This is a genomic window from Streptomyces sp. NPDC004126, from assembly GCF_050275515.1.
GTDB lineage: Bacteria > Actinomycetota > Actinomycetes > Streptomycetales > Streptomycetaceae > Streptomyces.
In genome coordinates this window covers 128085-140533 of sequence record NZ_JBNNPF010000002.1, presented here as the reverse complement: position 1 = coordinate 140533, position 12449 = coordinate 128085, and the positions used below count along the sequence as shown (strand labels likewise).

Sequence of the window (12449 nt, the reverse complement as noted above, 5' to 3'; positions counted from 1 at the left end):
GTCACCTGCCGTCCGTCAGCGCGCAGAGCACCGTCAGGTCGTCTCCGGTCCGGGCCGCCCCGGGACCGGAGAGCAGGGCGCGCAGGGGTTCGGCGTCACCGCCGTTGGCGCGGAGCGTCGCGGCGAGCCCGCAGAAGAACCGCTCGGACGGCAACGGGCCGGCTTCGGGAGGGAGTTCGCGTACCGACGGGTGGTCCAGGGTCAGGGACGCACAGCCGTCGGTGGCGAGCACGACCCCGCTGAGCATCGGCTCCCACAGCACGAAGGACCGTAATCGCAGGGCCGCCCCGGGCGAGGAGAGGAAGACCGTCTCCGGAGCGCCGGGAGCCGGCGGCGGCAGGACGAGGTGGCACCGCTCCCGAGTCCCGGCGCCCGGCCCGGCCCCGGCGGGTTCGCGCGTCAGCACCGTCCCGAAGCAGTCGCCGACCGACAGGAACGCCACCCAGGGGGGCCGCAGGACCGCGGCGGCCAGCGTGGAGGCCAGCGCGTCGGCCTTCACCGGCCCGCCCGGTGCGGGCACCGCCGACAGCACGCCCTCGACCGTCCGCAGGTAGTCCTCGACCACCCGCGCACCGGCCGCGGCGATCCACCCCGTCCACACCTCCGGGGCGTCCTCGGCCCGGGGAACGCCCTCGGCCAGGACCCGGCAGGCGGTGTCCACGGCGATGTGCGCGCCGAGGGCACTGCGCTCCCGGGCCCCGGCACCGTCCGCGACGGCGAGCACGGCCGCCCCGCCCAGGCCGACCGCCTTGAAGGCGTCCTGGCACCCCTGCCCGCGGGCCAGGTGCGCCGTCCCCTGGACGGCGGCCCCCGCCATGATCACCGGAACTTCTCCTCCAGCAGTTGCATCCGGCGCTCCTGGTCCACGAGATGGGCCGTCCGGACGTGGATCTCGTCCGCGGCCTGGACCGCCCCGATCCGGTCCGAGCTCTGGAACAGCAGATCGAGGATCTTCCCGAAGGGCAGACCCTCGAGCATCAGAGCGCCCTTCGGCGCGAGGACCCGCAGGAGTTCCAGGTCGGCGCCGCGCACACCGATGGCCTGGAGCACGCACTCACCCCTCTCCTCGCCGAGGCGCACCTTCCGTGCCGTACCGGCCAGTGCGGCGGCGTCCATGGGCTCCCCGTCCACATCGCTCGGCGCACCGTCCGTCAGCACCCACAGGAACGGCCTGCGCACCTGGACCTGCCGTGCCTGCAAGGCCCGGTGGCGCTCCCGCGCGAGTTCGAGGGCCGACTCGACGGCCTCCGTCATCCGGGTCAGCCCGGACGCCTCCAGCCGGGGCGGGCGCATCCGGTCCACCGGAACGAAGATCCGGTCCGGGTCTGCCTCCTCGACCGGCACCAGCCGCTCCCGGTCCGGGTCGAAGACCCGTACCCGCGAGTCGAAGGCGATCAGGCAGACCTCGACCCGCGCACGCAGCCTGGGCTCCGCCCGAATCCCGTCGAACCAGTCGGCCAGAGCCTCGTTCAGCTCGTCGATCCGCGGGTTCCCGGCCGGGCGTCCCATGGACTGCGAGGTGTCGAGGAGTAGTACGACGGGCTGCCGTTCGTCACAGCCCTCCGCCAGTCCGAAGCCGTACTCACTCATTCCCCGGTGCTCCGCTCTCGTCCGTCCGTCCGTGCCGCGGCGCGCGCGAGGAGGAGGCTCCGGGCCGAGTCGTGGCGCACGAGGACCTCCGCACCCGGCACCATGCCGGGGGAGTCCGGGAGCATGCGCAGCAGCACGCCTTCGACCAGGACGTACGCGTCGGGATCCGGCCAGGTGACGACCCGGCCCCGTGCCCCGTGACCCCACTGTTCCATCCCACCGCTCATGCGCACACGCTAGGTGACCGGACACCGACTCCGCGCGTGTCAGCAGAGATTACCCACATGAGATCGTCCCCGTACCCCTCTGCGCACCCCTCTGCGCACCCCTCTGCGCCGCCCGGTGCGCCCTCGCGCGCACCGGGCACCCTTCCATTGCACACCGTCAGCCGGTCGGCCTCCGGTTGTGCGCCGGGCGGATTCCGGCCGGGACGCGCTCCACCACCGCCGCCGCCTCGGGCGTGCGCACCACGAAGTGGACCTCCCAGGGCGCCCCCCGCGCCAACTCCGCCTCCACGGCCGCCCAGACGGAGGCCAGACTGACCTCGTAGGGCAGGCCGCCGCGCCCCGAGCCGAGCAGCGGGAAGCACACCGAGCGCAGCGGCGGCGAGTGGCGGTCGTGCTCCTCGGCGAGCACCGCCAGGGCCCGGGACACCGCCCGGGTGACATCGGCCGGCAGTACGTCGTAGTCGTTGGTCCCGGCCCGGGGGACGGCGATCGCCGCGTGGTAGATGCGCCGTACGCCCTGCGCCGTCAGGGCCCCGGCACCGGTTGCCGCAACCGTGCCGGGCCGCACGGCCCGCCCCGACGTACCGTGCCGCTCGGCCCATCGGCGCAACTCCCCCGGGAGCGGGTCCGACAGGACCTCACCGGTGACCCCGTGCACGGCCGCCGCCCGCCGCAACGACGCGGCGATGGACGCCTTGTACGCCTCGGGCAGCGCGAAGAACACGTTGGAGGGGGAGACGATCACGTCCACGTCGCGCAGCAGGTCCACGGGGTGGACGTGCACGGTGAGGACGACCGGCCGGCCGGCGGTCCGGACCTCCACCGTCCGGTGGCTGCCCAGGCCGACCAGGCCGCCGCCGTCCGCCGCGGCCGAACCGGCGTCCGCCGCCCCCGCGTCGGCCGCCAGCCGCACGATGTGCTCGGCGACCTGGCCGAGCACCATCACCTCCTGGTCCTTGCGGAACCGCTCGACGCTCACCCCGTAGAGCGAGGCCGCCCTGGCGCGGCGCGAGGACGCCGGCCAGTCCCGGGTGCCCTGGGCCAGCCCCAGGGTGTACTCGGCGGCGCTGCGCAGCGTCCCCGCGTCCAGGCGTGCGACCGCGCACCGCAGCAACACCTCGATGGGAACGCCCGGCGGCCGGGCTGAGGATGCGGTGGCCGCCTCCGCCGCCGCCTCCAGGGCGGGCAGCGCGCGCCCCCGCAGCCGGACCAGCCCCGCGCGCCTGACCTCCTTCAACTCGGTGAGAAGTGCGGTGTAATCAGATGCAGGTAATGCCATGGGCCCACGATGGCATCACCCTTCACAGGCGGACAAGCACGATCACCCGCTCTTCGGCCTCAGCGCGCCACGGGTTTCGACACCTCCGCCAGCAGCGGAGCGAGCAGCCCGTTCACTTCCTCGACGCCTTCAGGGGAGCCGAGGTCCGCGATGCCCCGTCCCGGCACCACCTCCAGGGCGCTGCAGTGGCAGTCGTCGAAGCGGTCGTGGAAGAGCACCACGGCGTGCTTGGGGCGGTTCCGGCGGGACTGCCAGACCAGCCCCATGGCATCGGGCGCCTGCGCCCGGATCTCACTCACCCACCGCCGCGCCATCGGATAACTGCGCTCGTCGTCCAGGAGGTTGGCCGTCTGATGGACGGCGGCCAGGTCCTTCTCCTCGATCAGCGAGACCAAGGTCAGCTCACGCGTGGTGCGGAGCACGCTCAGGGTCCGGTCCTTGACGCTGATGTACGGGATCTCCCGCCTGCCGCCGGTCCAGGGCACCGAGCGCAGCACGCTCTCCGCGACGGCGGTCAGGGCGGTGTCGGCCACGTACAGGCTCCGGTACGGGTCCAGCACCGTCCCCTCGAAGCGGCCGCCGTTGAAGTGGAGGTCCGCCAGCGTCGGGTTGAACTGGGTCGGCCTGTACTTGGACTTGTGCACGCGCCACAGTTCCGTGCCGGCCGGGATCACCTCCAGGTTGGGGCGCAGTTCGTCCTTGATCATGGGGAAGAACCTGATCGCGGGCATGAGGCTGCTCATCACTCTCCCTCCACGAGTGCGACGGCCGCACCGACGAGTTCGTGGTCGGGCAGCAGTCCCAGGAGCGATACCGGGGTCCCGCCCAGCCAGGTGTTCGCGCCGAGCCACCAGGACGCGGCGCCCCGGGGATCGATGTCCGCCAGGAGCAGCCGGTTGACTTCGAGGACGACCTCGTGCGGGGTGCCGCCGCCCGCCGGGAACTGGAACCGCGGATAGCGGTCGCCGTTCGGCGGGTCCGGCAGCCTGATCAGTTCGGACGGTGGTGCACCGCCGCAGCGGGACGTCGCCTCGGCCGCGGACAGCGCCGGCTCCAGCAGCAGCGGGTCGGGCCCGGCGGGGGCCGGGTCCGGGTCCGGGTCCGGGTCCGGGGCCTGGGCCGCCATCAGGCTGAGCAGTGCCAGCGCCTCCGTCACGGCCGCCGGCCCGGGGGGCGCGGCCACGAGCCGGGCCCCGTCCACCATGACGCGTACCGGATGCTCGAACGGCAGCGGGCGCAGGGCCAGCCTGACGCCCTGGAGCGCCCTGCGCACCGCCATGGTGTCGTCCGGTGGGGCTTCGGCGAGCGCGGTCAGCCGGGTGAGCAGCAGCGCGTGCTGCTCGTCGTCGAGTGCCGCGCGGATGGACTCCCGGTGCTCGCCGATCAGGGCGAGCAGCGGTTCCGCGGATGGTCCGCGGCCCTCCTCGTTCATGCTGTCCCCTCTGCTGCGTCCGTCTCTGCCGTGTTCGTGTTCGCTGTGTTCGTGTTCGCCGTGTTCGCCGTGTTCGTGTTCGTCGTGTTCGTCGCGCCCGGGCCCGGGTGGCCCTGATGGATGAAGGCGCCCCAGAGCGCGGTCCGTTCCAGTCCCGTCCGTCCCATCTCCCGGAGCAGGTCGCCCCGGAGGGAGCCCGGGTTCTCCCGGTGGGGGTCGAGCATCCACAGCTGCGCGGCCCGCAGGGCGTCGACGGGGCTGAGCCCGTCGACGACGAGGTAGTGGTGGAACACCGCCATCAGCAGCGCCGAGCCGCTGTCCTGGGCCAGCCACCGCGACCCCACGACGTCCCGCGCTCCGGCGGCGGCGAAGGCCGTGGTCAGGGTCAGCGCCTCGTCGTGGTCGCCTTTGCTCAGATCCGTCTGGCACGCGCTCAGGACGACCAACGGCCCGTCGGGTCCGTCGTGCTGCTCCTTCCGGTCGAGCAGCCGGGTCACGGTCAGCGGCGCAGGTGTGCCCTTCTCGTCGGCCGCGAGGTCCAGGGCCGAGACCGTCGGGCGGGGGCCCGCCGACCCGTGCGAGACCACGTGCAGCAGGGAGGTGCCGTCGGAAAGGAACCCCAGGACCGCGTCGGGCGTCGCGGGCGGCAGTTCCTCCTCACCGTAGAGCGTGCCGCACAGCAGGGCATGCGGGTAGAAGGCGTCCCGCAGGGCGGTGACCTCCATGTCGGAGAAGCCGAGGTCCATCATCGGGTCGGCGACCACGACGGGGGCGGCCACCGGGTCCCGCCGCGCTCGTGCGGCCGTCCGCAGGAACTGGCCGCCGGATGCCGCGTAGCTGATGACCGCCACCTGGCAGAGCCGCTCGTGGGCGGCCTCGGCCGGCAGCCGTGCGGCGTGCCACGGCACGACCCCCAGGCGCCCGCAGGGCACCAGTACGACGCGGAGGGGCCGGTCCTCGTCGTCCCGTCCCTCGCGGGCCGCCGCCAGGCGCTCCTCGATGCCGCCGAGGGCCGGTCCGAGCGCCTGGAACGCCCAGTCGCACAGTTCCTCCAGGGCGTCCTCCCAGGCCCGGGCGGCGGCGTCGTCGTACCGGTTGAGGTCCCGTGCCGCCGCGGCCTCCACGTACCGTGCCAGCGGGCCGTTCTCGTCGTCGGTGAGCCGGGGCAGGGCGCCCGCACCGGCTCCCAGGAGAGGCCCCACCGCGATCATCAGGCCCGGTCCCTGGCCGTCGCCCGGCACCAGGTAGAGGAGGACGTCCGCACCCGCGTCGGACAGACCGTCCGCGAGCTCGCTCAGGGTGGGCGTGCCCAGCAGGCCGTGGTCCCGGCGGTAGCCGAGGGCGTCGAGGGCCTGGCGGCGCAGGGTGCTCGGCAGCAGCCCGGGAACCTCGCCCGCGTCGCCCGGACCGCGGCCGTCGGCCGCGGTGCCTCCCGCGTCCCGCGCGCCGTCGGCAGCCTCCCGCCAGGCCTCGGCGAGGTCCTGGCGCCCTGCCGCTTCCAGGAGTTCGGGCACGGCCGCGGAGGTGGAGGCCGCCTGCAGGACCAGGGCCCGGCCCAGCTCCAGCGCGGCCACGGCCTCGTGCAGCCTTCCGTACGAGGCGGCCATCCGGGCCGCCCGCACCCCCCGGCTGGCTCCGGTGCGGGCGGCCAGCAGGCCGTGCTCGGCGCCCGCCTGGAGGAGGACGTCGCCGGCGAGGGCCGTCAGCGCCTCCTCGGCGGCTTCGAGCGCGCCGCTGTCCGTGCCGGGCGCCGGGTCGGAGTCCTTCCCGAGGAGGCCCCGCAGGTGGTAGGCCTCGGCCAGGTGCCACAGCGCATCGGCGGCGACCCGTGGTGCCCTGCCCTCGCGAATGCCGTCCCGGAGGCGTTCGAGTTCGCCGATCATGACATCGAGTACGGCGGGGTCGCGGTCGAGGCCGAAGCGCACGCCCAGGGAGAGCGTGGAGGCGTAGAGGTCCTCCATCGGGGCATCCGGGGGCGGCGGAACGTGTTCGGAGACCGAAGCCGCCGGCTCCCCGGCGAGGGCGGCGCGGATCAGCCCCAGGTCGCCCGTCCAGGCGGCGGGCAGCTCGTCGGCGAACGGGAGTCCGCTCGCCTTGGCGCGGTTCACCGCCTGCTCCAAGTAGGGCAGGGCCCGCAGCAGCGCCTCCCGGTCCCGGGTCGCGGCCCCGAGCGCGCCGAGGGCCGCGCCGAGCGCGCCGTCGACCGCGAACCGGAGCGGATCGCTCTCGGGGACGGCCGCCCCCAGGGCCTCCGCCTGCGCCACGAGGCCGTGGAGTGCCGGGAGGTCCTCCGCCTCCCGCGCCTCCATCGCCCGGGAGCCGATCTCCAGCGCACGGCCCAGGACGACGGGGTCGCCCAGGCCCTGGGGCAGCGAGCCCGAGATCGCCCCCAGGTGGTCGAGGACCGTCCCCAGGTGGGCGCGGCCGGCCGACATGTCCTGGCGGGTGCCGCCCACCGCCGGACTGATGCCGAGCAGGAGCGCCCTCAGGCCCTCCAGCGCGGAAGTCTGGTTCGGACCCGGCAGCGGCACGTCCTGCGCCGAACGCAGCTTGCCGAGAAGGTCGTTGAGCGCCTGGGGGTCACCGCTGCGCAGGACGGGGTCGAGCCCCTCGCTGGTCGCGTTCACCGCGTCCAGGGCGCGGACCATGTTCCGGAAGTCGTCGGGAGCGAGCGTCGGCTCCGGCACTGGCTCCGGCTCCGATGCCGGCGCTGGCACCGCCTCCGGCTCCGGCACCGGCACCGGATCGGGCGCCGACGTCGGCTTCCGCGCGGGCTCCGGTTCTGGCTCGGGCTCGGGCTCCGGCTGCCGGGGCGGGCCGGGCGGCGTCGTCCCGCCGTGAGGCCGGCCCCCGTCGAAGCCGCCCGCACCCGCGAACACCCGGTCCATCACCTGCCGCAACTGATCCGCGAACGGCGAACCGGCCGGCACCATGGCCGCCATCATGTCGGACACCCCTTGCATGGAAGGGGCCGAGAGGACGTCCTGTACCCGGCTCACCGGACCCAGCATCTCGGCGCGCAGCGGGAGCCGTGCCACGTCGTCCATCAGCTCGCGCATCTCGGTCGCCGCGGTGAGCATCCCGGCGGGACCGGCCCGGGCGAGCCAGTCGAGATAGCCGGAGAGGTCCGGCGCGCCCCCGTAGGAGCCCTCCTGGGGCTGGATCGGCGAGACGTGGCTGATCAGGAACAGCGCCGCCCATCGCCGTTCCTCCTCGGCCACCACCGCCCCCAGCGGGGTGCTGCGGTCCCGGGCGTCCCGCAGCAGCGCCTCGGCCCGCTCCCGGTCCGCGGGCGTACCGCCCCCGTTCGCGTGCCTCAGGGTCAGCGCACCCGCGAGCCATACGCGCACCGAGCCGCGCAGTTCCTCGTCGTGGTCCAGCAGCCCGCTGAGCTGGTCCAGTTCGGCGACCGACGCTTCGATGGCACGGAGTGAGGGCGGACCGGCCGCAAGCACGCCGGGGAGCAGCCGCTTCACCCGCTCCGCGGCGTCCGACACCCAGGCGCGCAGGCCCTCGACGCCACCGCTCTCCTCCCGGCTCACCGGCATTCCGCCTCTCCGGGCCGCGAACGGCCCTCACGCGCCCCCAACAGCCATCGATTCCCCCACTATGCACATCCGCAGGGGGTGTCGCGGCGGGTTCCCCCGCTTCTCCCCGTCAACGACCCGACTCCGACCTGGAGGCACCCAGATCGGCCCGCATCTCCCGCCGCATCTCCCGTAGTCGGGCCCACAGCGATTCGATGGCCGCGTGCGCGGCTGCCGGTGAGTCCCCCGGACGCGGGGAGCCCTCGTCCAGCCGCCGGAGCATGCCGTAGACCGCCCCGAGACCGTGACTGACGCCGGCCGCGTGTTCGAGCACCCGGTCCGACAGCCGGATCTGCGCCTCCGCGTACACCTCCCGGTGGTGGTCCCGCGCACCGGTGAGGCGCTGCCGGGCGAGAGGCACCTCGGTGTCGCACCCCAACGCGTGCAACTGGTCGGTGAGTGCGGCAAGATACTGCCGGCCGGAGGTGTTGAGCGCCACGTAGCACGACCACAGCTCCTGGGCGGAGGCGCGCCGGTCCCACAGCTCCTCGGCCCGCTCCTGCTCACGCTGCCGGCTGCGATCAGCCGCCCGCTGGGTGAGCAGCGCGGACATCAGTGTGCCGACGACACCCGCGACCGCGGTCAGCGGAGCGGTCACCACACCGATGTCCACGCAGCCCCCCTCGTTCCCCGTACGACCAGCGAAGCAGCGGAGCGGGCGGCGGGTGAAGGCCCGGCCCGGAGTTCGCCCGGTGTTTGCCCCGTTGGCGCCCATCGGGGCCGGGAGCGCGGGTGTCGTGGGCGGTGCCGGGGCGGCGGCCGGTCGATTTCCGGCCGGGCGGGGGTGAGTTGACCGCGATCCGGTTCCACGGGAGCACGATGCGGCCATGATGGGCCGGGGGACGGCCGGATGGATTCACCGAGGCGTACGGGGGCGTGGGGACATGGCGGTGGACGGGGAGAGCGGCGGGGTCCGGGCACTTCGAGCCTGGGCCGAAGAGGCGGCGGAACGCGCCGCCCGGCTGATCGGACACGGAGGCGAGGACGCGCCGGTGTCCGCGGAGGAGTTCGAGGCGTCCGTCGCCGAACTCTCGCGGCTGCGGCCCCTCCTGGACCACGACCCGGAGCTGCTCGGCAGGGTCACACTGGTGCTCGGCGGCCTGCTCGCCACCCGGCACGCCACCGGGCGCGGCGCACCGGGTGACCCGGAACGGGCCCGGCGTCTCCTGGAGGAGGTGCGGGACCGGACGACGGCCGCCGGGCAGCGGATGCCGGAGGACGGCAGGCAGTGGGCGGCGATGTTCCTGATGATGGTGTCGGGTCATACGGAGCCGGGCCGCCCGGCGGGGGCGCCCCCGGACTTCTGGTCCGTCTTCGACCGGGCGATGGCGGCCGGGCCCGAGGGGGCCGCCGCGGAGGCGGACCGGCTGGCCGCGCTGGCCGCCGAGGTCGGACAGCTGCCGGTGCCGCCGGAACTCCGTTCCCGGCTGGGGCAGATGCAGGACGTGCTGGCGTACGTGTCGGAGACGGACCTCTCCGACCCCGAGACGCTGCTGTCCATGCTGCCCCCCGATCTGCCGTTCGGCGACCAGCTGCGGACCCTGCTGGACCTCGCGGCAACCCTGCCCGACCCGGCCGACCCGGCCGACCCGGCCGGGGCGCGGGAGTCGACGGCACAGGGGGCCGCCGCTCGGGAGCCCCAGCCGGAGCCGGAGCCGGAGCCGGTTCCGGAGGCCGACACGGCCGTCACCAGCGCGTGGCTCGCCGCCGTATTCGGACTGGGCGAGGCCCTGCAAACCGGCGAACCCGAGTCCCTCAACCGGCTCCTCCACCGGCTCGGCGGGCAGCTCGAACGCCTGCCCGCGGGGCACGGCCGGGCCTCCGAGATCGAGAACCTGATGCGCATGGTGCTCCAGACCGCAGGGCCGCTCGGGGGCAGCCGGGAGGACAGCGGCGCGGCCCACGCGCAGATCGCCGCGATCACGGAGCACTTCACGCAGTGGACGGCCGGGGATCCCGCGGGGGCCGAACTCACCGTCGGGGTCCGCGCACACGAACTCTTCACCAGGTTGGCCGCGCAGGAGGAGAAGGAGAACGAGGAGGAGTACCTGAGGCTGGTGGGCGAGGTGGAGGCCCTGGAACGCGAGACACCCCCCGAGCACACCTTCCGCTGGCTGGTGGAACTCGTCCACGGCGCGACACTCACTGCGATGGCCGAGCGCACCGGCGACCGCGAGATGCTCGTGCGCGGCCTGGCGCAGCAGCAGGCCGCCCTCTCGGCCGGGCCCGCGACGGAGCCCTGGTTTCCCAGGGAGCAGCTCGCGGCGCTCCGCGAAGCGCTCCAGGCCGCGCGGGCCGTGCTGGGCGACACCCCCGACCTCATGCCGGACGCCGCCCCGCCGGCCCAGGGCACCGCGACGGGCACCCGGTACCTCGCCGCCCTGACGACGACCCTCCGGTACTCCACCACCCGGGACCCCGCCGATCTGGACGCCGCCATCAGCGGACTGGAGCAGGTGCGCGACGACATCCGGCTGGGCCGGGCACCGCAGCTCGCGGCCCCCGCCCTGTGGCAGCTCGCGGAGAACTACCGCCGCCGCCTGCACGACACCCAGGACCCGGCAGACCGGGACGCCGCCACGGATGCGGCCCTGGAATCGCTGCAGGCCCTCGCGGGGGAGGTCGTCCTGCAGGCCGGCTCCGACCACGGCCTGCTGGCCGCCCGGTCCGGGGCCGACCGCGGGGTGCGGGCCGCCGTCTGGGCCGCCTCCCAGGGGCGGGTCGAGGACGCGGTCGCCGCGCTCGAACTGGGCCGTGCCCTGGTGCTGCGAGCGGCATCCACTTCCCGGGCCGTGCCCGAACTGCTGGAGTCCCGCGGCCACCACGACCTCGCGGGCGAATGGCGGGCGGCGGAACGCCGACGCGACGCAGCCGGACCCGGACCCGAAGCAGGAAGTGGTGGGGCGGGCGACGCACTCCCCTGGGAGCTGCCCAGCTCCCTGCGGCGCCGCGCCCTGGAGGCCCTGGGTCCCCGCGAGCCGGGCGGTGCCCTCTTCCGCACCCCCACGGTCGACGAGCTCAAGGCCGGGGTGGCCGAGGGCGACGCGGACGCGCTGGTCTACCTGCTCGCGGGTGAGGGCGGCACGCCGGGCATGGCAGTGGTCGTGGGCCCGGACGTCGGCACCGGAGTACGGGCACTGCCCCTCCTGGCCGAAGAGCAGAGCGGCCCCCTGGAGCGCTACCTCGACGCCGCGGCCGCCCACCAGGAGCGCCCCGGCGTCCCGGCCGCCGCACAGACCTGGGAGGACGCTCTGTCCGACCTCTGCGACTGGGCGACGGAAGCCGTGATCCTCCCCGTGATCACCGGCATCGGGGAACGCCTGGCCGAGAACGAGAACCGGCGCAGGGACCGCCCGGGCCCGCCCAGGATCGTGCTGGTGCCCTGCGGCCGCCTCGGCATCGTGCCCTGGCACGCGGCCCGCCTCCCCGCGGAGGCCCCCAGCGACTACGTCTGCCAGATCATGATCATCAGCTACGCGGCGTCCGGCGGCCAGTTCCTGAACACGGTCCGGCGTGCCCGGCGCGCCCCGGCCGACGCTCCCGTCCTGGTGTCGGACCCCACCATGAGCCTCCCGTACGCGGAACTGGAGGTCGCGGCGCTCCAGCAGGCCCTGTACCCGCGGGCCCGTCTCTACGGGGAGTTCTACGAACCGCCCGCCGAGCCCGCGGCGGCCGGCACACCGGGCGACCTCCTCGACGCCCTCGCCGGTGCTCCGTCCCTGCTCCACGTGGCGTGCCACGGCTCGGCCGGCACCAACCCGACGACCTCCGCGCTGCGTCTGGCTCCCGACGGGGACCGGCCGGGGGAGGACCGGCCCACCGACCTGCTGACCGTCTCACGGCTGCTCGACCGCCAGACGGCCGAACAGGAGCCCCCGGACGGGCCGTTGGTGGTGCTCAGCGCCTGCGAGACCGACCTGAGCAAGCGCGACCACGACGAGGCGCTCACCCTGACGACCGCCTTCGTGGCGAGCGGCGCGCGCGACGTGGTGGGCTCGCGGTGGGCCGCTCGGGATTCGGCGGCGGCGCTGATGATGGCCGTGTTCCACCACTACCTGACCGTCGAGGGACTGAGCCCGGTCGACGCGCTCCATGTCGCCCGGATGTGGATGCTCGACCCGGGGCGCCAGAACCCGGGGTCGCTCAGCGGCAGCCTCCTCGACGAGCTGACCCGCGGCCCGGACCTCCAGCGCCCGGCGATCTGGGCCGCCTTCATCCACCAGGGCCATCCGGGGCCGTCCTGAAGTCCACGGGGAAGGCTGACCGGGGCGGGCGGGGCGTTGTAGGGTGCGGCGACCGCCCTTGACCTGTTGAGCAGGCAGGGAGCAGACAAA

9 protein-coding genes are annotated in these 12449 nt (G+C 74.6%); 1 reads left to right on the top strand and 8 read right to left on the bottom strand.

Annotated features, from left to right (window positions below; translation table 11 throughout):
- Position 1 precedes the first annotated feature (1 nt).
- From ACQKM2_RS03175 to ACQKM2_RS03140, 8 genes are all read right to left on the bottom strand, one after another.
- Positions 2-817 (bottom strand): PP2C family serine/threonine-protein phosphatase, encoded by an 816-nt coding sequence (locus ACQKM2_RS03175; protein ID WP_427706287.1) that lies wholly within the window; start codon positions 815-817, stop codon positions 2-4.
- 2 nt (positions 818-819) lie between these two features.
- A complete protein-coding gene (locus ACQKM2_RS03170) occupies positions 820-1590 on the bottom strand; it encodes a vWA domain-containing protein (protein WP_427705976.1) in 771 nt (256 codons plus the stop codon).
- Positions 1587-1817: a hypothetical protein gene (locus ACQKM2_RS03165; protein WP_427705974.1), complete on the bottom strand. Its 231-nt coding sequence runs from the start codon at positions 1815-1817 to the stop codon at positions 1587-1589. The genes ACQKM2_RS03170 and ACQKM2_RS03165 overlap by 4 nt, the downstream gene beginning before the upstream one ends.
- Positions 1818-1974: 157 nt before the next feature.
- Positions 1975-3096: a macro domain-containing protein gene (locus ACQKM2_RS03160; RefSeq protein ID WP_427705972.1), complete on the bottom strand. Its 1122-nt coding sequence runs from the start codon at positions 3094-3096 to the stop codon at positions 1975-1977.
- A gap of 59 nt (positions 3097-3155) precedes the next feature.
- Positions 3156-3839 (bottom strand): RES family NAD+ phosphorylase, encoded by a 684-nt coding sequence (locus tag ACQKM2_RS03155; RefSeq protein WP_427705970.1) that lies wholly within the window; start codon positions 3837-3839, stop codon positions 3156-3158.
- Entirely contained in the window at positions 3839-4528 is a 690-nt protein-coding gene (locus ACQKM2_RS03150; protein WP_427705968.1) for a hypothetical protein, read from the bottom strand. Before ACQKM2_RS03150 ends, ACQKM2_RS03155 begins: the two co-directional genes overlap by 1 nt.
- The gene (locus ACQKM2_RS03145) at positions 4525-8076 is read right to left on the bottom strand and encodes a CHAT domain-containing protein (protein WP_427705966.1); all 3552 of its coding nucleotides are present in this window, start codon (positions 8074-8076) and stop codon (positions 4525-4527) included. Before ACQKM2_RS03145 ends, ACQKM2_RS03150 begins: the two co-directional genes overlap by 4 nt.
- A 109-nt stretch (positions 8077-8185) precedes the next feature.
- Entirely contained in the window at positions 8186-8728 is a 543-nt protein-coding gene (locus tag ACQKM2_RS03140; protein WP_427705964.1) for a hypothetical protein, read from the bottom strand.
- Between the two features lie 271 nt (positions 8729-8999).
- Here ACQKM2_RS03140 and ACQKM2_RS03135 point away from each other — a divergent pair, with 271 nt between their 5' ends.
- Complete coding sequence (locus ACQKM2_RS03135) at positions 9000-12359, top strand: CHAT domain-containing protein (protein ID WP_427705962.1); 3360 nt, start codon at positions 9000-9002, stop codon at positions 12357-12359.
- Positions 12360-12449 lie beyond the last annotated feature (90 nt).